This window comes from Streptomyces sp. NPDC096324 (genome assembly GCF_044763015.1).
Lineage (GTDB): Bacteria > Actinomycetota > Actinomycetes > Streptomycetales > Streptomycetaceae > Streptomyces.
In genome coordinates this window covers 638,118-659,535 of the sequence record NZ_JBIWFK010000005.1, presented here as the reverse complement: position 1 = coordinate 659,535, position 21,418 = coordinate 638,118, and the positions used below count along the sequence as shown (strand labels likewise).

Sequence of the window (21,418 nt, the reverse complement as noted above, 5' to 3'; positions counted from 1 at the left end):
CGTTCCCCGCGATTCCCGCGACCCGTACAGGTGAAAATGCCAGGATGGCGGCCATGACCGCCTCGTACGAGAGTCCCGAAGTCATCGACCGACGCCAGGGCCCGTACGGCGAGGTCGTACTTCGGCGCCACGGCGGCCTCCTTCAGATCATCGCCAACGGATGCTTCCTGATGGACACCTCCGACGGGCGTTCCGAGCGACTTCTCATGGACGCGGCGTACGACGCGCTGGACGGGCGCCCGGAGCCGAGCGTGCTGATCGGCGGCCTCGGCGTCGGGTTCTCGCTGACGCACGCCGCGGCCGGTGACCGCTGGGGGCGCATCACCGTTGTCGAGCGCGAACGAGCGATCATCGACTGGCACCGGGACGGCCCCCTCGCCGCGCTCTCCGCCGGGGCGCTCGCCGACCCGCGAACCGACATCGTCGAGAGAGACCTCGTCGACTACGTCAATGAGATCTCCGACACGTTCGACGCCCTGTGCCTCGACATCGACAACGGGCCGGACTGGACGGTCACCGACGGCAACGCGGGCCTATACGGGGCGTCCGGACTGGCAAGCTGCGCAAGGGCGTTGAGGCCCGGCGGCGTCCTCGCCGTGTGGTCCGCGCAGCCCTCTCCGGAATTTGAAGGAACCTTGCGGAATGCCGGATTCCGACGGGTCCGTACCGAAGTGGTCCCCGTTGCCCGGGGCGTTCCCGACGTGGTGCATCTCGCGGTGAGGCCTGGATAGCCGAGCCGCACCCACTGCCCGTACCCTGCTTGCCTGACGCGGATCATTCAAGCGTCAAGCGCAGTCATGGGATCACCCCACGGATTCCGGAACGCACACTTCAGGGGCGGGCGATGGAGCAGACACACACCTCCCAGAACGGCACGGCGGCGACTCCCGGCGCCCAACGCCGGGTATTGGTCGTCGAGGACGATCCGACGATCGTCGACGCCATCGCGGCCCGCCTGCGAGCCGAGGGATTCCTCGTGCAAACCGCGGGCGACGGCCCGGCCGCCGTCGACACCGCCGAGGCATGGCAGCCCGATCTGCTGATCCTCGACATCATGCTGCCCGGCTTCGACGGTCTGGAGGTCTGCCGTCGCGTGCAGGCCGCCCGCCCGGTGCCGGTGCTGATGCTCACCGCGCGCGACGACGAGACCGACATGCTGGTCGGGCTCGGGGTCGGCGCCGACGACTACATGACCAAGCCGTTCTCGATGCGCGAGCTGGCCGCCCGGGTGCACGTCCTTCTCCGCAGGGTCGAGCGCGCGGTCGTCGCGGCCTCCACCCCGCGCAGCGGCATCCTGCGGCTCGGTGAGCTGGAGGTCGACCACGCGCAGCGCCGGGTGCGGGTCCGCAGCGAGGACGTGCACCTCACGCCCACCGAGTTCGACCTGCTGGTCTGCCTCGCGAACACCCCGCGTGCCGTACTGTCGCGCGAGCAGCTGCTCGCCGAGGTGTGGGACTGGGCGGACGCCTCCGGCACCCGGACCGTCGACAGTCACATCAAGGCGCTGCGCCGCAAGATCGGTGCCGAGCGGATCCGTACGGTGCACGGCGTCGGCTACGCGTTGGAGACCCCCACTCCCTGAGCGGGGCCTCCACAGGATCGTCGCGACCCGTGGGAGCGGGTCCCGCGTGAGGGGCTGATGTGATGAGCGGACCCGCAGAGCGGGGGCGCGGGCTCGGCGAGCGCGCGTCCACGGAGCGCAGGAGCTCGGGCTGGGGCGAGGTGCGGCCCTTCTCGATCAAGACCAAGCTGGGCGCGCTCGTCGTCATCTCCGTGCTCATCACCACCGGTCTGTCGATGATCGCGGTGCACACGAAGACGGAACTCCGCTTCATCACGGTCTTCTCGATGATCGCCACGCTGCTGATCACCCAGTTCGTGGCGCACTCGCTGACCGCGCCGCTGGACGAGATGAACGCGGTGGCCCGGTCGATCTGGCACGGGGACTACACCCGCCGGGTGCGGGACGACCGGCGGGACGAGCTGGGCGACCTGGCCCAGACGATCAACCTCATGGCCGACGAGCTGGAGGCCCAGGACCATCAGCGCAAGGAGCTCGTGGCGAACGTCTCGCACGAGCTGCGGACCCCCATCGCGGCTCTGCGCGCCGTCCTGGAGAACGTCGTGGACGGTGTCTCGGAGGCCGATCCCGAGACGATGCGCACCGCGCTGAAGCAGACGGAGCGCCTCGGCCGGCTGGTGGAGACCCTTCTCGACCTGTCGCGGCTGGACAACGGCGTCGTACCGCTGCGCAGGCGGCGCTTCGAGGTGTGGCCGTATCTGTCCGGGGTGCTGAAGGAGGCCAACATGGTCGCCTCCGCGCGCGCGGACCTCGCCTCGGGCTCCGGCGGCGGCCACACCCGCACGGACGTCCATCTGCACCTCGACGTGTCCCCGCCGGAGCTGACCGCGCACGCGGACCCGGAGCGGATCCACCAGGTCGTGGCGAATCTCATCGACAACGCGGTCAAGCACAGCCCGCCGCACGGCCGGGTGACGGTACGGGCCCGGCGGGGCGACCATCCCGAGTCGCTGGCCCTGGAGGTCCTGGACGAGGGGCCCGGCATCCCGAAGTCGGAGTGGCACCGCGTCTTCGAGCGGTTCAACCGCGGCGGGGTGCCCGCGCCGCACGGTCCGGGCAGTGACGGCGGTACGGGACTGGGGCTCGCGATCGCCCGCTGGGCGGTGGATCTGCACGGCGGACGCATAGGTGTGGCCGAATCTCAGCGGGGCTGCCGGATCCAGGTCATCCTTCCGGGCCTCCCTTCTCTGCCAAGTTGACGTAAAGTTCGAACCGGAGCCGCAAGATCCACCACTGTCGCCGTGTGCGTACACGTGTGATCAGGCACAGGGCCGCGTGAAGCACGCCGCGACCCGTGGTCGACGTACCCGTTCCGAAGCGGAACCTCGCTTGTTTCCCGCCATTTCCCTGGGCGAAACACGGATTCCGATGTGACTTACGCGACGTTGGACGGGCCCGGCCTGACCTTCCCGGCCAGGGAGGCGTAGCCTTTATTCCCGCTGTCCATCACCTTGCGAAGCGGAAGAGGGCGGTTAGCGCCGTGTCGCCACAGTCCCCCAGTAACTCGAGTATCTCGACCGATGACCAAGCCGCCGGGAAGAACCCCGCGGCCGCCTTCGGTGCCAACGAGTGGCTCGTCGACGAGATCTATCAGCAGTACCTCCAGGACCCGAATTCGGTAGACCGAGCCTGGTGGGACTTCTTCGCCGATTACAAGCCGGGGGCGCCCGCCGCCTCGGCTCCGGCGGGTACTGCGGCCGCGGGGGCCGCAGGGACCACCACCACGGCCGCGCCGGCCGCTCCCGTGCCGCCCGCGGCGCGCCAGGCTCCTCCCCAGGCCCCGGCCGCGCCCGCGCCCGCTCCGGCCGCCGCTCCCGCGGCTCCGAAGCCCGCCGCCGCCGCGCCGGCTCCCGCCGCTGCCGCTCCGGCAGCCGCGAAGCCGAAGGCCGCTCCGGCCACCGAGGCGCCCGAGGGCCCCGAGTACGTGACCCTCCGCGGTCCCGCCGGTGCCGTCGCGAAGAACATGAACGCCTCCCTGGAGCTGCCCACGGCCACGTCCGTGCGCGCGGTCCCGGTGAAGCTGCTCTTCGACAACCGCATCGTCATCAACAACCATCTGAAGCGCGCCCGGGGCGGGAAGATCTCCTTCACCCACCTCATCGGGTACGCGATGGTGCAGGCCATCAAGGCCATGCCGTCGATGAACTGGCACTTCGTGGAGAAGGACGGGAAGCCCACCCTCGTCAAGCCTCCGCACGTCAACTTCGGCCTCGCCATCGACCTGGTGAAGCCCAACGGCGACCGCCAGCTCGTCGTCGCGGGCATCAAGAAGGCCGAGACGCTGAACTTCTTCGAGTTCTGGCAGGCCTACGAGGACATCGTCCGCCGCGCCCGTGACGGCAAGCTGACGATGGACGACTTCACCGGAGTCACGGTCTCGCTGACCAACCCCGGCGGCCTCGGCACCGTCCACTCGGTCCCGCGTCTGATGCCCGGACAGTCGGTCATCATGGGCGTCGGCTCGATGGACTACCCGGCGGAGTTCCAGGGCACCTCCCAGGACACCCTGAACAAGCTCGGCATCGCGAAGGTCATGACGCTCACGTCGACCTACGACCACCGGGTCATCCAGGGCGCCGCCTCCGGCGAGTTCCTGCGCATCGTCGCGAACTACCTGCTCGGCGAGACCGGCTTCTACGACGAGATCTTCGAGTCGCTGCGGATCCCCTACGAGCCGGTCCGCTGGCTCAAGGACATCGACGCCAGCCACGACGACGACGTCACGAAGGCCGCCCGCGTCTTCGAGCTGATCCACTCCTACCGGGTCCGCGGCCACGTCATGGCCGACACCGACCCGCTGGAGTACAAGCAGCGCAAGCACCCCGACCTGGACATCACCGAGCACGGGCTCACCCTGTGGGACCTGGAGCGCGAGTTCGCGGTCGGCGGCTTCTCCGGCAAGTCCCTGATGAAGCTGCGCGACATCCTCGGCGTGCTGCGCGACTCGTACTGCCGCACCACCGGCATCGAGTTCATGCACATCCAGGACCCGAAGCAGCGCAAGTGGATCCAGGACCGCATCGAGCGCCCGCACTCCAAGCCCGAGCGCGAGGAGCAGCTGCGCATCCTGCGCCGGCTGAACTCCGCCGAGGCGTTCGAGACCTTCCTGCAGACGAAGTACGTCGGCCAGAAGCGCTTCTCCCTGGAGGGCGGCGAGTCCGTCATCCCGCTCCTGGACGCCGTCATCGACAGCGCCGCGGAGTCCCGCCTGGACGAGGTCGTCATCGGCATGGCCCACCGCGGCCGCCTGAACGTCCTCGCGAACATCGTCGGCAAGTCGTACGCGCAGATCTTCCGCGAGTTCGAGGGCAACCTCGACCCGAAGTCGATGCACGGCTCCGGCGACGTGAAGTACCACCTGGGCGCCCACGGCACCTTCACCGGCCTGGACGGCGAGCAGATCAAGGTCTCGCTGGCCGCCAACCCGTCCCACCTGGAGACGGTCGACCCGGTCATCGAGGGCATCGTCCGCGCCCGCCAGGACATCATCAACAAGGGCGGCACGGACTTCACCGTCCTGCCCGTCGCCCTGCACGGTGACGCGGCCTTCGCCGGCCAGGGTGTGGTCGCCGAGACGCTCAACATGTCGCAGCTCCGCGGCTACCGCACGGGCGGCACGGTCCACATCGTCATCAACAACCAGGTCGGCTTCACCGCCGCCCCGGAGTCGTCGCGCTCCTCCATGTACGCCACCGACGTGGCCCGCATGATCGAGGCGCCGATCTTCCACGTGAACGGTGACGACCCCGAGGCCGTCGTCCGTGTCGCGCGTCTGGCCTTCGAGTTCCGTCAGGCGTTCAACAAGGACGTCGTGATCGACCTCATCTGCTACCGCCGCCGCGGGCACAACGAGTCCGACAACCCGGCGTTCACGCAGCCGCTGATGTACGACCTGATCGACAAGAAGCGCTCGGTGCGCAAGCTCTACACCGAGTCCCTCATCGGTCGCGGCGACATCACCCTCGAAGAGGCCGAGCAGGCGCTCCAGGACTTCCAGGGCCAGCTCGAGAAGGTCTTCACCGAGGTCCGCGAGGCCGTCGCGCAGGCGCCCGAGGCCCACGTCCCGGACGTCCAGGCCGAGTTCCCGGTCGCCGTGTCCACCGCGGTCTCCCAGGAGATCGTGAAGCGGATCGCCGAGTCCCAGGTCAACATCCCCGACAACGTCACCGTGCACCCGCGGCTGCTCCCGCAGCTCCAGCGCCGTGCGTCGATGATCGAGGACGGCACGATCGACTGGGGCATGGGCGAGACCCTCGCCATCGGTTCGCTGCTCCTGGAGGGCACGCCGGTCCGGCTGTCCGGCCAGGATTCGCGCCGCGGCACCTTCGGCCAGCGCCACGCGGTGCTGATCGACCGGGTCACGGGCGAGGACTACACCCCGCTCCAGTACCTCTCGGACGAGCAGGCCCGCCTGAACGTCTACGACTCGCTGCTCTCCGAGTACGCGGTCATGGGCTTCGAGTACGGCTACTCGCTGGCCCGCCCGGACGCGCTCGTGCTGTGGGAGGCGCAGTTCGGCGACTTCGTCAACGGCGCGCAGACGATCGTCGACGAGTACATCTCGGCGGCGGAGCAGAAGTGGGGCCAGACGTCCGGCGTCACCCTGCTGCTCCCGCACGGCTACGAGGGCCAGGGCCCGGACCACTCCTCGGCCCGGATCGAGCGCTTCCTCCAGCTGTGCGCGCAGAACAACATGACGGTCGCCCAGCCGACGTCGCCGTCGAACTACTTCCACCTCCTGCGGTGGCAGGTTCACAACCCGCACCACAAGCCGCTGGTGGTCTTCACCCCGAAGTCGATGCTGCGCCTCAAGGCCGCCGCGTCGAAGGCGGAGGAATTCACGACGGGCCAGTTCCGCCCGGTCATCGGTGACGACACGGTCGAGGCGTCCGCCGTGCGCAAGGTCGTCTTCTGCGCCGGCAAGCTGTACTACGACCTGGAGGCCGAGCGGAAGAAGCGCGGCTCCACGGACACGGCGATCATCCGTATCGAGCGCCTGTACCCGCTCCCGGGTGCCGAGCTCCAGGCGGAGATCGCCAAGTACCCGAACGCCGAGAAGTACCTGTGGGCCCAGGAGGAGCCGGCGAACCAGGGTGCCTGGCCGTTCATCGCGCTCAACCTGATCGACCACCTGGACCTGGCGGTCGGCGCGGACGTCCCGGGCGCCGAGCGCCTGCGCCGCATCTCGCGTCCGCACTCCTCCTCGCCCGCCGTCGGTTCCGCGAAGCGGCACCAGGCGGAGCAGGAGCAGCTTGTGCGTGAGGTGTTCGAGGCGTAGGCCTCCGGCACGGCAGTACGAAGGGGCCTGGCCCCGAGTCCGGACGGACTCGGGGCCAGGCCCCTTCGGTGTTCCGGGCGGTGCCGGGAGCAGGGGCTGCCGGCACCGGACCTCACGTCTCCTGCGGTTCGAAGTCCCAGAAGGGCCGGTTCCGGGAGCGGGCGGAGATGGTGTGGACGTGCTGGGCGCCCAGGGTGGCGGCCAGGTCGTCGAGAGCCGCCTGTTCGACCTTCTCCGCCTGCTGGCGGTCCCGCAGACCGCGCAGATCCGCCGCGAGGGCGATACGGGCCGAGAGGGTCAGCGGGTGGGTGCGGCCGAGGACCTCGGTGGCACGGGTGACCGTGTCCTGGGTGAGCGCCGCGGCCGACTCCGGGTCGCCGATGAGGTTGCGCAGGGCGGCGGCGTTGATGGCGCAGCCGAGCGTCCAGGGGTGGTTCTCGCCGACCGCCACGGTCATGTCGGCCAGCGCTTCTTCGATGACGACATGGGCGTGATCGCGTTCGCCGACGCTCCGCAGGACCAGGGCGTGGTTGGCGCGGACTCCGGCGATGTAGGGGTGCCCCTCGGCGAGCATCACCTCGTAGCGGGCGATGACGGACTCGCCGATCTCCCGTGCCTGGTCGATGTCGCCGTGCTCGCGCACGAAGCAGCTCGTGTTGGCGGCGAACCGCAGGGTCTGCGGATGGGTCTCGCCCAGCACGCGTTCACAGCGCTCCAGTACGCGGGCGAACAGCGCCCCCGCGGCCGGGCGGTCACCGCCGCGGTACTGGCACAGGGCCAGGTTGTGTTCGGCGTCCAGGGTCTGCGGGTTGTCGGGCCCCATGACGATGCGGTGTTCGCGCACGCTCTCCGTCTGGATGGATTCCGCCTCGGAGTAGCGCCCGAGGTACCGCAGGTCCGTCGCGTAGTGGATCTGGGAGGAGAGGGTCCACAGGTGCCGGCCGCGCAGCAGTTGTCTGCGCGACTCCATGGTGCGCCGGTCGATGTCCAGGGCTTCCTCGAAACGACCGAGCAGGCGCAGGGACACCGCCAGGTTGTTCTGGGCGCCCAGGGTGCGGGAGTCGGCGTCGCCCAGGAGGTCCCGGTAGGCCGCGAAGATCCACTGGGAGATCTCCAGTGCCTCGTCGTAGCGGGCGAGGCCGCGCAGGTCGGCGGCGAGGCCGGTGGCGGCGCGAAGATGCTCCAGGTCCTGGGAGCCGCGCTCCTCGCGCAGGTGCTCGACGGCGGCGCGTTCGATGGCCTCGGTGCGTTGGTAGTCGCCGACCACGCGCAGCAGGTTGGCGTAGTGGTGGGTCAGCTCCCAGACCCGCGGGTGGTTCTCGCCGAGCAGGACCCGCCAGGCCTCCATGGCGCGTTCGCCGAGCTTGATGCCGGCCACGTACTCGCCCGAGAGGTACATGTAGCGGAGGCAGTTGAAGACCAGCCCCTGCACCGCCGGGTCCTTGCTCTGCAGGACGTCCGCGTACTTGAGGTGGGGCACGATCTCCGCGTAGCCGCTCCACAGCCGGGTGTCCGTGGGCCTGCGCGGGTCCGCCGCGGCCAGGGCGCGCCGGACCACGTCGATGAACTCGCGGCGGTCCTCGTCGGGCATGTCCTTGTGGACGATCTGGTGGACCATGCGGTGCAGGTACAGGGACTCGCCGGAGGAGGCCGCCTCGTCGCCGGCCGCCTCGTGGGACTCCAGGCGGACGACGGAGTACTGGCGGAGCTGGTTGATGGCCTTGTTCCACAGCAGCGGGTCGTTGAGCAGTCCCGCGATCTGTTCCGGCAGTTGGTCGTGCGGCATCTCCTTCAGGAGGCGTACGGGGATGAAGCCCGGCGCGAAGAAGGTGCACAGGCGAAGCAGGTCGACGGACTCCGGGACGGTGTCGCGGAGTTTGTTCAGCAGTATCGACCAGGCGGTCTGGAAGGCGACCGGGAAGTCGGCGGAGATCTTGACGACGTCCTGGTCGATGCCGCCGTCCAGCAGGGCGATGTACTCCTGGACGGAGAGGTCCGAGTCGTTGAGCCAGCCGGCCGTCTGGTCCAGCAGGAGGGGCAAGTCCTCCAGCGCCTCGGCGAGTTGGTCCGCCTCGGGTTCGGTCAGGCGGGGTGCGCGGCGGCGGATGAAGGCGACGGACTCGTCGCGCGCGTAGACCGGCACCTCCAGCAGTTTGCTGTTGTGCTCGCTCCACTCGGGGTTGCGCGAGGTGATCAGGACGTGGCCGGGTCCGGTGGGGACGAGGTCGTAGATCTGGTCGGGTTCGTCCGCGCCGTCCAGGATCAGCAGCCAGCGCGAGTACGGGGCGCCCCGGCGCAGCGAGTCGCGTACGGCACGCAGCCGTTCGCCGTACTCGGCGCCGGTGCTGAGGCCCAACTGCGGTGCGAGCTCGGCCAGTCGGCGCCGGTAGGTCACCCGCTTCTCGGCGTTGACCCACCACACCACGTCGTACTCGGAACCGAAGCGGTAGACGTACTCGGCGGCGAGCTGGGTCTTGCCGACGCCGGACATGCCGTGCAGCGTGACCACGCCCGCGCCCGCCTCGGCGCCCTGGAGCAGGTGGTAGGCGTCGTTCAGGAGCGGCTCGCGGCCCGTGAAGCGGGTGTTGCGGCGCGGTACTCCGCCCCAGACCTCGGGCATGGCGGCCGGGAAGCGGGGGCCGCGCCGGGCGCCTTCGACGGACTCGGGGAGCGGTTCGGAGGGCAGGTCGAGGCGTTCGAGGACGCGGCGCTCGGCTTCGTCGGAGCCCATGTTGTTCAGGTCGACCGCGCCGAGCACGGTGGTGGCCGTCGGCAGCGTGCTGTTGGTGACGGAGACGGCCGCGAAGCGGGACGGGTCGGGCGCGACGACCTCGCGCAGCGCGGCGTTCCACTCCTCGTGGGTGCGCGGGCCGAGCTGGAAGTACCACTCGCTCACGACGATCAGGATGCGGCCCTTGGCCAGCGTCAGGTCGCGCAGCAGGTCGACGAGGGGCACCTCGGCCGGGGAGTCCCAGCGCTGGTACACCACACGATGTCCACGCCGCTCCAGACGGTCCCCGATCCAGGCCGCCCAGGCCCGGTTGAAACCGGCGAAGCTGATGGTGACGGTCTGCTTCGCGGACCCCCTCTCGGCTGGCCCGACCGGCGTACGAGCTCCAGACATGCAGCGGCCTCCCCGCGCGTGATTTTAGAACCGCCGCGAGGGTCGGCGATAGGGCGCCGACGCACACCAGTCGCTTGCTCCACGGTTCCTTCTCAAAGGTGTTCAGCGCCGATCTTGGCGCACGGTCCGCCTCGCGTCCGGGAACCCACTTCTTTCGGCGAGGATGGCTCAATCGTGACGGGTCATGGCCGGTTCGACCGGCGCGCGGGGCGCGTACCGAGGGGGCGATGTGACTCGACCGGCTTCCGCCGCGCCCCCCTTGGGGTGCGGGCCTCATCCGCCCGGCGCGTGGCGCCGGTTCCACAGCGCCCGGGCGGCCTGTACGTACCCCGTCGCGCGTGCCGCGTGTCCGCGTGGCGGCGGCTGTTCGGCGAGCTGTTCGTACACCTCGACCATGCGGTCGACGAACCGGCGCCCCCGCACGGTGAGATCACCCGATCCGACGAGCGCGGGCAGGACGGCCCCGACCTGTGCCTGACAGCGCGCGTGCTGTGTCCAGGCGGCGTCGCGGCGGGTGGGATGCGTGGTGGCGAGCGCGCTGCGCTGGAAGAAGTCGGCGAGCGCGAGGTGGGAGTAGGCACCCTGCAACAGCCCGTCGTAGGGGCGGGGATCGGGGCGCCAGGGCGCGAAGTGGCGCGCCTCCGAGCTCGCGTGATGGAGCGTCACCATGTCGCCGAGCGCGGCGAGTTTCGTGTGCTGGATCTCGTGGACGAGGGTGGCCGCGAACTCGGTCGCCGTCGCGGGCGCGCTGCTGAGGACCGCGCCGAAGGCCTCGCGGCGGGTGCCGCTGCAGCTTCCCCCGCCGCCCGGTACCGAGCCGGGCGGGGCGGCCAGGGGGACCAGACAGCTCAACAGGGTCACGGCCTCCGCGAGCCGCCGTTCGCCGCCGAGACCGAGCGCCGCCGCGGTGCCCGACCACGTGTGCAGCCAGTGCTTGCGGTCGGCGTCGTCGAGGACGGCCGGGCCGCTCAGCGCGTCCGGGCGGGGTCCGCCGCGTGCGGTCCGGTACGGGTCGAGGTCGTCCAGCGGGACGGCGGCGGAGCCCGGCACCAGACCGGGCAGCGCGTACGCCGGCGTCCAGGCCGCGGCCTCCGACCAGGCGCCGGCACCGCTCTGCAGGCGAACGACGACGTCTGCCTCGCCGGGCCGCCGGAGGGTCAGCCGTCCCCGTCGGTGCACGACGCCCACCTCCGTGTCCCCGGAACCGGGACCGCCCGTCCGCAGGGCGCCGAGCGAGGGCAGCGCCAGCACGCCGTCGTGGGCGGTCAGCCGCACCGCGTAGGACACCCCTGAACGGGCGGCGGCCGCGGCGGCGAGCGCCCCGAAGTGCGCGAGCGCGCGGGCCGGTTCACGGGTGTCCCGGTCGGTGCCCGGGCCCGTTCCGGACCCGAGCGCGCGCAGGGTGTCCCGGGCCCAGGGGCCGATGAACGGGTGAAGGAGGAGGGCCCGGACGGGGGACGTCGGAGGGCGGGTCCCGGACGCCGCGTCCCCCTCGGACACCGGCTCGGAACCACCGGACCGGCCGGCCCCGGGCGCGGAGTCGCCCGGTCGCGTGAACTCCGCGGCGGATCCGGCCGGCCCTCCGGACACCGGCGAGGCCGCACCTGGCCGGACGGGTCCCCGCGCGGAACCGTCCCGCGGCGCGGACACCCGGCCGCCCGGCCGCCCCGCCCCCGGCCCACCCCCGTAGGACCGTCCCCGGAGGTGGGCGGACGGTTCCCGTCGTTCGGCCTCCTCCAGCAGGGCCCAGTCCTCGCGCAGCCGGGTCAGGGCGGCGGCCGGGCAGACGCCCGGGCCGGCCGCCTCGGCCGCGTCGAGGACCGCGCGGAGCAGGAGCAGGCGTCGGGTGTGCTGGTCGCGGACGAGGAGCCGGAGGGTCTCGGGGCCGCCTTCGGTGCGGCCGAGTTCGGTCAGGGCCCGTTCCGGGACCGCCGGCGGGATCACGGGACGCCTCCTTCGGAAGCGGCGGGGGCGGCGGCCCCGGCCAGCCCGCGAGCGACGTGGTGGATGAGGCGCTGGAGGTCGGCGCAGTACACGGAGGGGTTGGCGAATCCGTGTCCGGCCCGGTATCGATGCGCGTAGTGTCCGCCGCCGCAGACGTGGAGCAGCGGGCAGGCCCGGCAGCGCCCGGCCAGCGAGGCGGCGCCCGCCTGCCGGGCCGCGACGCCGGGGTGGCGCAGCGCCTCGTCGAAACGGTGCCGGAAGACGTCGAGGCCGGTCCTGGCCGCCCCCTCGTAGCAGGACTTGAGGGAGTCGACCTGCTCGATGGAGCCGTCCGTCTCCACGACGAGTGCGTCGAAGGGCGCGAGGCCGAGGGACTCGGTGGCGGCGGGCAGCCCGAGGAGCAGCGCGAGGCACTCCTCGAAGAGCCGCACGCGCGTCTCGCGTCGCCCGGCCCGCCACCAGCGGTCGAAGACGGCGCACAGCCAGTCGCCGTAGGGGGTTCCCGGTCCCTGCCGGTGCGGTGGGGGCGCGGACCAGTTGCCGTGCGGGAGCAGCAGGTCGAGGGCCGGCGGCCGGAGCGTGAGCAGGGACTCGTACAGCTCGACCGGGTCCGTCGTGGGGTCGACGACGGTGAGGATCCCGGCGTACGCCTCCGGGTGGCGTTCGGCGATGAGCCGGGCGCCGCGCGCGGCGGCGGGCCAGGACGGGCGGCCGGCGTGGTCGGTGCGCAGCGTGTTGTGCTCGGGCAGGCCGCCGTCCAGGCTGATGCCGACCCGGACGGAGTGCCGGGCCAGGACGGCGAGCCGCCGTTCGGTGAGCAGGGTGGCGTTGGTCTGGACGGTGGCGTGCACGGTACAGCCGTCCGGGACCCGGTCGCGTACGAGGCCGGTGAACCGGGCGAGGGTGTCGACGCCGGCCAGCAGGGGTTCGCCGCCGTGCAGGACCAGGGACAGATCCGTCAGGCCGTGGGCGGCCGCGTGTTCGCCGATCCTCCGCGCGGTCCGCTCCAGGACGTCGGGCGGGGTGGCGGCGGGGCGGGTGCGCCAACTGCGGTCGGGGCCCTCGTAGAGGTAGCAGTAGCGGCAGGCGAGGTTGCAGCGGCCGTGCATCTTCACGATGAACTGCCGGAAAGGGAAGGGCGGTTCGGGTATCGACGGCCCGGAGGAGGCCCGTTCGGGCAGCGGCGGTTCGAGGGGCGGCACGGAGATCACGGGGATCGGGGAGGTCACCTCTGCAGACACTCCGGCACCCCCATGATGTACGGCCGCGCGACCCCACGCCGCGAACCGCGCCACGGCCCCCTGCCCGTACGGGGGCGACATTCCCGGACGCGCACCGGACACAAACGTCACCCTTTCGAAGTTGTCCGGTTCAGTCATGAGGGGAGACCGGAACTGACTGCTCGTGAGTGATGTCTGCCAGGGCCCTCCCTCGTTCCGCCGCTCAGAAAGCGCTGTTGAACCCCCACAGGATCTCGCTCGGCTCTGCGGACCGCGTCCGCAGTTCGGCCAGCACCTCCGCCAGTACCGGGTGGTGAACGGTCCGCAGCTCCGCCAGGTCCAGGTCCAGCAGTTCGGGGAGCTCCGCGGGATCCGGCGCCTCCGCCGGACCGCCCGGCGCTCCATCGGACCTCGGCGCCCGTGACGGGCCCGGTTCGAGTCCCGGCGCCTGTGACGGGTCCGGGGTCTGCGGCGGCTCCGCTGACCACGGCTGCCGGTCCCCCGCGACATCGCGGTCCTGTGCGCCGTCCCCTACGTCGCCCACGTCGCCCACGTCGTCCCGTATGCCCATGGCTTCTCCCTCGCCTTCCCTGACTCCGCCCCCGACGGCCGCCGGCAGGCGCTCTCACTCCAGCTCGGCCAGCCGCTGTGCCGTCTGCCGGGCCGTCGGCTCTCCCGTGCTCGCGACGCCCTCCGGGAGCCTGGACCACTCGGTCCGTGCGGCCCGGTAGGCCTCGCGCGCGGCACGCGGGCGCGCCGCCGCTTCGTAGGACATACCCCGCCAGTGCTGTGCCCGAGCGGCCAGTTCCACGGCTTCCTGGCGCGTGCGCTCCGTCTCCGCCTCCTCCTCGGCCTCGCGGGCCGACTCGGCCGCGGCCCGGAAGGCGTCGATGGCCTCGTCGAGCCGCGCCTTGCGGCCGAGGCTCTGGTACGCCTCGAACTGGGCCTGCCCGAGCTCCAGCCAGCAGCGGGCGGTCGTGAGCGGCGGGCCGTCCTCCAAGGCCGCGAGGCCGAAGAGGTGCTCGGCCTCGCGCAGGTCGACCCGGTCACCGCGGGCGCGGTAGCGCAGCATCAGCGCCCGGCCGAGGAGCAGCAGGCGGTGGGCGAGTTCGCCGCTGCCCGCGGGCGTCTCGGTACGGCAGTCCCGCAGCACCCGGATGGCCCGGTACAGCGAGTCGCCAGGGACGCGTCCGCTGTCCGCCACGGCGTGACGCAGCAGGGCCTCGCCCCATTCGGCGAGGACGTCGGCGTGCGTGGGGGCGTCCCGGGGCACGCCGCGGGAGGCCTGCTCGAACCGCGCGGCGGCGTCCTGGAGTTCGCGCGGGTCGCCCGTGTCGGCGTACCGGGCGACGTGGACGCGCCCAGCACGCACCAGCAGGGCGGAGCGCAGCCCCTGGTCGCGGGTGAGGGCGAGCCCCTCCTCGACGTGGTCCCGGGCGTCGTCCAGCGCGCCGCCGGACCTCAGGAGCGCGTCGACGAGGTCGAGGAGGATACGGACGCGTGAGGACGCGCCGTCGGGCGCGGGCGGGTCCTCGGGGCCGGTCTCCAGGGCGGCGCGCAGGGAGCGCGCGCCCTGTTCCGCGTACAGCCTGGCCTGTTCGTGGTCGGCCGTGGCGCCCGACAGGCGCAGCAGGACACGGCCGTGGGCGAGCGGGAGTCCGGAGGGGCGGCTCCGCCGGTCGGGCCAGACGTCGGCGAACGCCTCCAGCATGCCGACGGCGCCCTGGAGGAGCGCGCTGTCGCCGCCGAGTCGCCACTGCGCCTCCAGCGCCCGTACCCGTTCGAGGGTGAGCCGCAGGGCCTCGGCGGCGTCCAGGTCGGGCGCGGCGCAGGCCACCGCGTACTCGCGGTCCCCGCGTTGCAGCAGGTCGAGCGCGCCGCGCCGGTCGCCGCGCCGCCTGCGGTCGGTGGCGGCGGCGTGCAGGACCCGGGCCAGGACGGCCCTCTCGCGCAGGGCGCGGGGGTGCGCGACGGCGCGTTCGGCGGCGGCCTCCGCCTCGCGCAGCAGGTCGGCGCCGCCCTGCACCTCCCACAGCAGCAGGACGCAGTTGGCGTACTCGGCCCACAGTTCCGGGTCGGCGCCGGGGAGCACCTCGTGTTCGGTCGCGCCGCGCAGCAGTTGTACGGCGTCGATGAGGTCCTGGACCATGCGGTCGCTGCCGAACTGGCCGGCCAGTGAGCGGGCCCTGAGCACGGCGGGGTGGGTGGGCCGCCGGCCGGGCGGGGCGTCGGGGCCGCGGGTGGGCGCGTAGCTCGCGAAGTGTTCGGGCAGCGGCATGAATCGCTCCAGTACCCGTGCGGCGACCTCGGCGAAGGGCTGGGGCACGAGGGTGGCGCCGCCGTTGTCACCGTTCTCGCCCGGGTATCCGGCGCCTGGCGAGAACGGCGGTCCGGAGCCGCCCTCGCCGAGCTGTGCCAGGGCCAGGGCGGGGAAGTTGGGGCCTCCCTTGCCGAAGCGGTGCTCGATGTATTCGGAGCAGTGCTTGAGCACCAGCATGGCCTCGTCGAGGCCCAGCGGGGACAGCAGGGCCTCCTGCGCGCCGGGCGCGAACTCGTACCACTGGGTGCCGTCCGCGCCGTGGTCCTCGGTCTTGGCGCGCGAGACCAGCCCGCTGAGCAGGACCTCGGCCAGTTCGGCGGGCCCGGAGTCGGGGAGCATGGTGCGCTGGACGAGCTGCATGACGGGGAGGCTGAGCGGGGCCGCGGCCAGATAGCCGGCCAGTCGCCCGGCCGTCTTGGAGGCGTTGGAGCGGAACCGGCTGACCAGTTCGAGCCCGGACATCCGGCGTCCGGGCCGGGCGCTCGGGGCGGGTTCGTGCCGCATGCGCACCCAGCCGACGGCGCCGGCCACGGGTCCGGCGCCGGCTCCGGACAGCAGTCGTGCCCAGGCGCCGAGCGCGGCGGGCTCGGGCGGCAGGACGGGCACCGGGAGCGCGCCGCCGCGTGCCTCCGGCGGGGTGCCCGCGGGCAGCCGGACCTTGAGGGTGGCGGCGCCCGCGAGGGCTTCGCCGCGGGTCAGTTCGCCGTACGACACGGGGAGCCGGGTGCGGTTCCACATGCGTTGCGGCAGCGGCTGGAGTACGGCGGCGGGGCCGAGTCGGGACAGGTGGTGCAGGAGGCGGTGCGCGTGGCCGCTGTGCCACAGGGGGCCGGCGCAGTCGCTGACGAGGAGGGTGACGCGGCGGCCCGTCGGGTCGCTCAGCCGGTCGGCGGAGTGCAGGGGGGCCGCGCCGGGTTCGGGGCTGCGGCTGACGGCGGGTTCTCCGTCGGGGCCCTGGTGGAGGTGGCTGATCTGAATGTCCCGGAAAGCGCCGAGCCGGCCGAAGACCTGTTCCAGTTCGGCGAACATCCGGTCCCACACGCGCATGGACGAGGAGGCGTCCATGACGAGCTGGAGCGCGGCGTCGGCCCGGGTCACCCCGCGGAACACCGGCAGGACCAACCCTCCCGCCCGGGCGGTCCGTTCGGCGGTCTCGGTCTCGTCGAGGACGCTGCGCAGGGGCGGTGCGGCGGTGCGATAGGCCTGCAACGGGCGCAATGCGCGCTGGAGTTCGAGGGGGGAGGGGAAGGCGGGCGCGGCCGGGACGCCGACCGGCAGCACCGCCGACCGGCCCTGCCCGTAGCCGCGCCGGGCGCCGTCGCGCGGCACCGGGTAGAGCGCGACGCGCCGGTCGGGCTCCGTGTCCCGCCACGCCGGTCCGGGCCGGTCGCCGGGCGCCGGCCCGTCTTCTCCCCGCGGGTCCGGGCGCCCGGCGGCGGAGTCCTCGGCCGCCGTTCCCTGGCCGGACGGCGGTACGCTCGCCCGCTCGTCGCCGGTCCCGTCCGTCGGGCGCGACCAGCGGGCCAGCCACAGCGCGTCGGCCAGTTGCCGGGCATCGGGATCCAGCCCGGTCCGCCGTATCCGGGCGATGAGTTCGGCGATCGGGTCGCCGCCGGGCATCAGCGCGTCACCTCGGGCGGTCGAGTCGCTGGATGAGCAGGTCGGCGAGCCGGTCGCGACTGGGCGGGGCCGCGGCGTCGGTGAGGTGGATGGCGTTCAGGAGCTGGTCCGCGGCGACGAGTTCACTGCGCGAGCGCTCCAGGAAGTGGGTGATCAGGTCGTCCCCGGCCCGCGCCGCCTCGTCGCCCAGGTGGGCGCGTACGAAGGTGGCGAGCCGCTTGTGGTCGGGGCGGCCCAGTTCGAGGTGGATGCAGCGGCGCATGAGCGGGGCGGGGAAGTCGCGTTCGCCGTTGCTGGTCAGGACCACGAAGGGGAAGGCGTGGCAGCGCACCCGGCCGTCGCGCACCCGTGCCTTGGTGCCGTCGGCGGTGAGCACCGCGGCCTCGCCGCCGGGCAGCCGGTCGGCGACGCGCTGCAGTTCGGGAATCTCGAACTCGCCTTCCTCCAGCACGTTCAGGAGGTCGTTGGGCAGGTCGATGTCGCTCTTGTCCAGCTCGTCGATGAGCAGCACGCGCGGGGTCTCGGAGGGCAGCAGCGCGGTGCCGAGCGGGCCGAGCCGGATGTAGCTGCCGATCCCCTCGACGGAACCGGGGGCGCCGGGTGCGGCGGGGTCCGCGCCGTGCGGGGCGGCGAGCTGCACGTCCTGGAGCCGGGCGATCGCGTCGTAGTGGTAGAGGCCGTCCCGCAGCGTGGAGCGGCTGACGATCGGCCAGCGCAGGACGTTGCCGAGGCCGAGTTCGTACGCGACCGAGTGCGCGAGCGTGCTCTTGCCCGCGCCGGGGCTGCCGGTGACCAGCAGGGGCCGGCGCAGATAGAGCGCCGCGTTGATCATTTCGAGTTCCTCGGCGCCGGGCCGGTGCAGTTCGGCCAGATGCCGGTAGGCACCCAGCCTGCGGTCCTCGGAGCCGTCGCCGTCGGCGGTGTCCCGGCTCGCGAAGTCGCGCCACGGCGGCGGGGCCGGCAGCCGGTTCAGGCCGTCGTGGGGTTCGCCTGCACCTCGGTAGATGAGCCACTCGCTGGAATCGGTCATTGCCCAGTCCTCGTCGTCACTCGTCCACCCCGGAAGCCGTCGATCGTCGCCTCACCGTATCGATCCACGGAGGGCCCCGTAAGGCCCCAAGAGGGGCTCGTGGCAGCCCACTTCGGCCTCTTTCGAGCATCGCGCGACAACGGCTCCACCGATGTGGTCATGGCGCCTCCAGCAGGTCTCCGGTCCCGGGCAGGGGCCGGCCCGGGTCGTCGTAGAACAGGGCGATCCCATGGGCCCAGTAGGTCTCCGGCCGGCCCTCGCGCAGTCCGGCCCGCAGGGCGTGCACCAGGGCGGGGAGCCGGTCCGCGCCGCCCGCGCCCGCCACCGTGTCGCCGGCTCTTCGGTGGAACTCGCCGCAGACCGCCTCGGACTGTCCGCGCCAGCGACGCCACAGCGCGACGCCGTATCCGCCGTGCACGATCCGGACGAGCGCGACCGGGTCGTCCTCGAAACGGTGGTCCCCGTAGCGGCAGAGCACCGGGACGGTCTTGTGCGGCAGGCCGCGCAGCGACTCCGCCGCCGGTACCGGCACCCGCAGGCCGTCCTCGCAGTCGACGACCTCGGCCTGCGCGCCGTGCGCGTGGATCCACCGCCAGCGGTCCTCGCGCTCGTGCCGCTCCTCGTCGGCGGGGAGCGGCTTTCGGGCGTGGGCCGCCGTGTCGGCGGGTTCGGGGAGCTGCTCCCGGTCGGCGCAGCGCACGACGACGGGCCGTTGGGCGCCGAGCGGCGCCTCGTCCGGCCCGAACCGCCAGGCGTCGACGTCGAGTCCGAGCAGTAGATGGGGCAGCGCCACCTGGAGGTCCACGGGCCGTCCGGGTTCGTCGCACTGGCGGAAGGCTTCCGTCAGGGGTGCAGCGAGAACGGCCGGCAGCTCCTCCAGAGGGGTGCGTTCGCCGTCCCGCAGCCGCACCACCTCCCCGGTCGGCCGGCCCACGGAGACGTGCCAGTCGCAGCGGCCCGGCTCCCAGCCGAGCTGCTCCAGTTCGAGCAGGACGAAGAGGCGGGGCGCACGGTCGGCGCTCCGCGCGGTGCCGTGCGCCGCTTCTGCTTCCGTCGCCGAGGGGCCGCGGGGCGCCAACTGGAGCCGTTCGATCCACTGTTGGCCGAGGCGGCGCCGGTAGGCGGGGCCCGGACGGCCCTCGGCCGTCTGCCGCACCCACTCCCACAGCGCCCGTTCGGCGGCCCGTGTGCCCGGCGTGACGAAGGGGCGTTCGGCGGACATCGCCCGCATGGCGTAGTCGAGGACGAGGTCGAGGGCCGCGTCCTGGCGCGAGCTCTCGTACAGCGCACCGAGCCCGTCGCGCCAGCCGCGCGGGGCCGGGTGCGGGATCGCCGCCTGGTCGCCGAGCAGGGATTCGAGCAGGCCGAGCAGCGCGCGGGTGCTGGCCGGCGGCGGCAGGTCGGCGAGTCTGCCGAGGAGCTGGGTCCGCTCCTCGGGGCTGAGGGCCCGGCCGGGCCGGGCGCCGAGCTGGTTCTGGACGTCGGCCCAGGTGCTGCGGTCGGTGTCCGGGTGGCGTTGCCGGTCCCGGTGGTAGCGGTCGTGCGCCTGGAAGACGGCATGGTACGGGTCGTCGTGCTCGGCGGCCGGCTCCTCGGCCGGCACCGGGAGCGACCGTAACTGCTCCACGCCCGTACAGGTCCCGCCGAGCCCCCGGTCGGTGCGCGACTTCAGGACACCGACGACCTCACCGCGTACGGGGTCCACGACCGGCCCGCCCGAGACGCCGGGCGGCAGCACGTCGCCGCCGAGGCGGATCTGCTCGTCGTCGGACCAGCCGCCGAGCGTGCCCTGGACGGTGCAGGTGCCGCTCAGCCGGCGCAGCTCCCCGCCGACCACGGACCAGCCCGAGTAGAGGACGACGGCCTCCTCGTAGTAGGCGGCCGGGCGCTCGGTGACGTACGCGCAGTCGTGGTCCACCGGTTCGCTCAGCCGCACCAGGGCGAGGTCGGGGGACGGCCACGTGCCGCGGGCCGGCAGCCCGGCGCGGTCCGGGAGGACCGTCGCGACCTCGCCGGTGACGGCGGACGTACCGCGGCCCGGCCCCCTCTCGTACACCACCGTCACCTCGTTCCCCTCCCCGCTCCGGACCACATGCGCGCAGGTCAGAACCCAGTTCGGAGCGATGAAGAAGCCGCTCCCGAGGAACGTGCCGGGTTCGTCGAGGGCATACCCGGAGCCCGCGCGATGGATGCGTACGGTGGCGGCCATGACGAGATCACGCAGCGCACGGTGAGCGTTCCCGGAGCCGCCCGGTGCGCCCGGGGCGTGCCCGTCCGTCATGCCCCGCCCCCGCCGGAGGGGTCGGTGGCCGCGCCGTGCGCCGGGGCGCCGGGAGACGCGCCCGCGTGCGGGGCGGTCCCGGGACCTTGCGGGTCGGGCCGTCCCGCGTACGGAGCGGCGGTTCCGAGCCCGTCCGGGTCGGGTGACCCCGCGCGGGGGGCGGCGATACCGGCCCCTCGCAGGCCGGCGGGCCTCACCTGCGGGGTGGCCCCGGGCCTCTCCGGGTCGGGTGACCCCACGTGGGGGGCCGTGGTTCCGGCGGCTTCCAGGTCGGGTGGGGCGCCGTTCCAGGTGAGCGTCACCGTGATGCCCGCCTTGGCCTCGCCGTCCGCGAGCAGCCCGACCACCTTGCCCGCCTTCGCCGTCAGCTCGATGCCGAACTCGACGCTGACCTCGTCGGGCCGCACCGCGCGCAGCGGGGCGGCGAGCGAGCGGGCGACCCCGGTGATCAGCGACTGCAAGGACTCGACCTGCGCCTCGACGCGCTCCGCGAAGCCGACGTCCGTCAGCGACAGCTCGCCGCCGGGATCCTCCAGTTCGTCCGCTCCCGAGATCCGCGCCCACACCGGTGTCCCGTCGGGCATCTCGATCCGTGCGATGCGCGTCACCGCGTCGCTCATGGCATCCCCCGTTCCCCACGCCCCCGTGGTTCGAGCCGACCTTGCAGGCTAGCGTCGGCGGCCCGCGCACGACAGGGGCCCTCCCGGCGTTCCTCGCCCCCGGAGCCCCTCCGCCCGTTCCTCGCCCCCGCCTATCCTTTTCCCAGCGTTCCACTTCCCTTTCACCCACGGAGCACCATCCATGTACTTCACCGACCGCGGCATCGAGGAACTTGAGAAGCGGCGTGGCGAGGAAGAGGTCACCTTCGAGTGGCTCGCCGAGCAGTTGCGTACGTTCGTCGACCTGAACCCGGACTTCGAGGTACCCGTGGAGCGGCTGGCGACCTGGCTGGCCCGCCTGGACGACGACGAGGACGACGAGGAGTAGGAGCGGGAGCTCCGGGCACCGTCCTCGAGCGG

Annotated in this window: 13 protein-coding genes; 5 read left to right on the top strand and 8 right to left on the bottom strand. The window is 72.7% G+C overall.

Annotated elements, in window-relative coordinates; genetic code table 11:
* Positions 1-53 precede the first annotated feature (53 nt).
* The 4 genes from ACIQ7M_RS17035 to ACIQ7M_RS17020 all read left to right on the top strand — a co-directional run bounded on the left by ACIQ7M_RS17035 (position 54) and on the right by ACIQ7M_RS17020 (position 6,860).
* The gene (locus ACIQ7M_RS17035) at positions 54-731 is read left to right on the top strand and encodes a spermidine synthase (protein ID WP_403644599.1); all 678 of its coding nucleotides are present in this window, start codon (positions 54-56) and stop codon (positions 729-731) included.
* Between the two features lie 113 nt (positions 732-844).
* Positions 845-1,582 carry a response regulator transcription factor gene (locus ACIQ7M_RS17030; protein WP_339131445.1) on the top strand — a complete coding sequence of 246 codons (738 nt, stop codon included), beginning with the start codon at positions 845-847 and terminating at the stop codon, positions 1,580-1,582.
* A gap of 59 nt (positions 1,583-1,641) precedes the next feature.
* The gene (locus ACIQ7M_RS17025; RefSeq protein ID WP_386981612.1) at positions 1,642-2,781 is read left to right on the top strand and encodes an ATP-binding protein; all 1,140 of its coding nucleotides are present in this window, start codon (positions 1,642-1,644) and stop codon (positions 2,779-2,781) included.
* Between the two features lie 281 nt (positions 2,782-3,062).
* Positions 3,063-6,860, top strand: a complete 3,798-nt coding sequence (locus ACIQ7M_RS17020) for a multifunctional oxoglutarate decarboxylase/oxoglutarate dehydrogenase thiamine pyrophosphate-binding subunit/dihydrolipoyllysine-residue succinyltransferase subunit (RefSeq protein ID WP_403644497.1) — start codon at positions 3,063-3,065, stop codon at positions 6,858-6,860.
* Positions 6,861-6,972: 112 nt separating this feature from the next.
* On the opposite strand, the gene fxsT is transcribed toward ACIQ7M_RS17020, so the two are convergent.
* From fxsT to ACIQ7M_RS16980, 8 genes are all read right to left on the bottom strand, one after another.
* A complete protein-coding gene (gene fxsT / locus ACIQ7M_RS17015; protein WP_386984824.1) occupies positions 6,973-9,984 on the bottom strand; it encodes an FxSxx-COOH system tetratricopeptide repeat protein in 3,012 nt (1,003 codons plus the stop codon).
* 273 nt (positions 9,985-10,257) lie between these two features.
* Positions 10,258-11,925, bottom strand: coding sequence for an aKG-HExxH-type peptide beta-hydroxylase (locus ACIQ7M_RS17010; RefSeq protein ID WP_403644596.1), 1,668 nt, complete (start codon positions 11,923-11,925; stop codon positions 10,258-10,260).
* Positions 11,925-13,109 (bottom strand): FxsB family cyclophane-forming radical SAM/SPASM peptide maturase, encoded by a 1,185-nt coding sequence (locus ACIQ7M_RS17005; RefSeq protein WP_403644592.1) that lies wholly within the window; start codon positions 13,107-13,109, stop codon positions 11,925-11,927. The genes ACIQ7M_RS17010 and ACIQ7M_RS17005 overlap by 1 nt, the downstream gene beginning before the upstream one ends.
* 262 nt (positions 13,110-13,371) lie before the next feature.
* Positions 13,372-13,719: an FxSxx-COOH cyclophane-containing RiPP peptide gene (gene fxsA / locus ACIQ7M_RS17000; RefSeq protein ID WP_403644494.1), complete on the bottom strand. Its 348-nt coding sequence runs from the start codon at positions 13,717-13,719 to the stop codon at positions 13,372-13,374.
* Positions 13,720-13,773: 54 nt separating this feature from the next.
* A complete protein-coding gene (locus tag ACIQ7M_RS16995; RefSeq protein ID WP_403644491.1) occupies positions 13,774-17,088 on the bottom strand; it encodes an SAV_2336 N-terminal domain-related protein in 3,315 nt (1,104 codons plus the stop codon).
* 7 nt (positions 17,089-17,095) lie between these two features.
* Complete coding sequence (locus ACIQ7M_RS16990; RefSeq protein WP_386984818.1) at positions 17,096-18,118, bottom strand: AAA family ATPase; 1,023 nt, start codon at positions 18,116-18,118, stop codon at positions 17,096-17,098.
* Positions 18,119-18,275: 157 nt separating this feature from the next.
* On the bottom strand, positions 18,276-20,399 hold the full coding sequence (locus ACIQ7M_RS16985) for a trypsin-like peptidase domain-containing protein (protein ID WP_403644488.1): 2,124 nt from the start codon (positions 20,397-20,399) through the stop codon (positions 18,276-18,278).
* Entirely contained in the window at positions 20,396-21,019 is a 624-nt protein-coding gene (locus tag ACIQ7M_RS16980; protein WP_403644485.1) for a CU044_2847 family protein, read from the bottom strand. Before ACIQ7M_RS16980 ends, ACIQ7M_RS16985 begins: the two co-directional genes overlap by 4 nt.
* A gap of 181 nt (positions 21,020-21,200) precedes the next feature.
* Between ACIQ7M_RS16980 and ACIQ7M_RS16975 the strand changes: the two genes are divergently transcribed.
* Entirely contained in the window at positions 21,201-21,386 is a 186-nt protein-coding gene (locus tag ACIQ7M_RS16975) for a DUF6104 family protein (protein WP_030207192.1), read from the top strand.
* Positions 21,387-21,418 lie beyond the last annotated feature (32 nt).

Bases quoted from the DNA above. Each gene is read 5' to 3' on its own strand.
- ACIQ7M_RS17035 (WP_403644599.1), top strand. From the start codon at position 54: ATGACCGCCTCGTACGAGAGTCCCGAAGTCATCGACCGACGCCAGGGC.
- ACIQ7M_RS17030 (WP_339131445.1), top strand. From the start codon at position 845: ATGGAGCAGACACACACCTCCCAGAACGGCACGGCGGCGACTCCCGGC.
- fxsT (WP_386984824.1), bottom strand. From the start codon at position 9,984: ATGTCTGGAGCTCGTACGCCGGTCGGGCCAGCCGAGAGGGGGTCCGCG.
- fxsA (WP_403644494.1), bottom strand. From the start codon at position 13,719: ATGGGCATACGGGACGACGTGGGCGACGTGGGCGACGTAGGGGACGGC.
- ACIQ7M_RS16995 (WP_403644491.1), bottom strand. From the start codon at position 17,088: ATGCCCGGCGGCGACCCGATCGCCGAACTCATCGCCCGGATACGGCGG.
- ACIQ7M_RS16990 (WP_386984818.1), bottom strand. From the start codon at position 18,118: ATGACCGATTCCAGCGAGTGGCTCATCTACCGAGGTGCAGGCGAACCC.
- ACIQ7M_RS16985 (WP_403644488.1), bottom strand. From the start codon at position 20,399: ATGACGGACGGGCACGCCCCGGGCGCACCGGGCGGCTCCGGGAACGCT.
- ACIQ7M_RS16980 (WP_403644485.1), bottom strand. From the start codon at position 21,019: ATGAGCGACGCGGTGACGCGCATCGCACGGATCGAGATGCCCGACGGG.
- ACIQ7M_RS16975 (WP_030207192.1), top strand. From the start codon at position 21,201: ATGTACTTCACCGACCGCGGCATCGAGGAACTTGAGAAGCGGCGTGGC.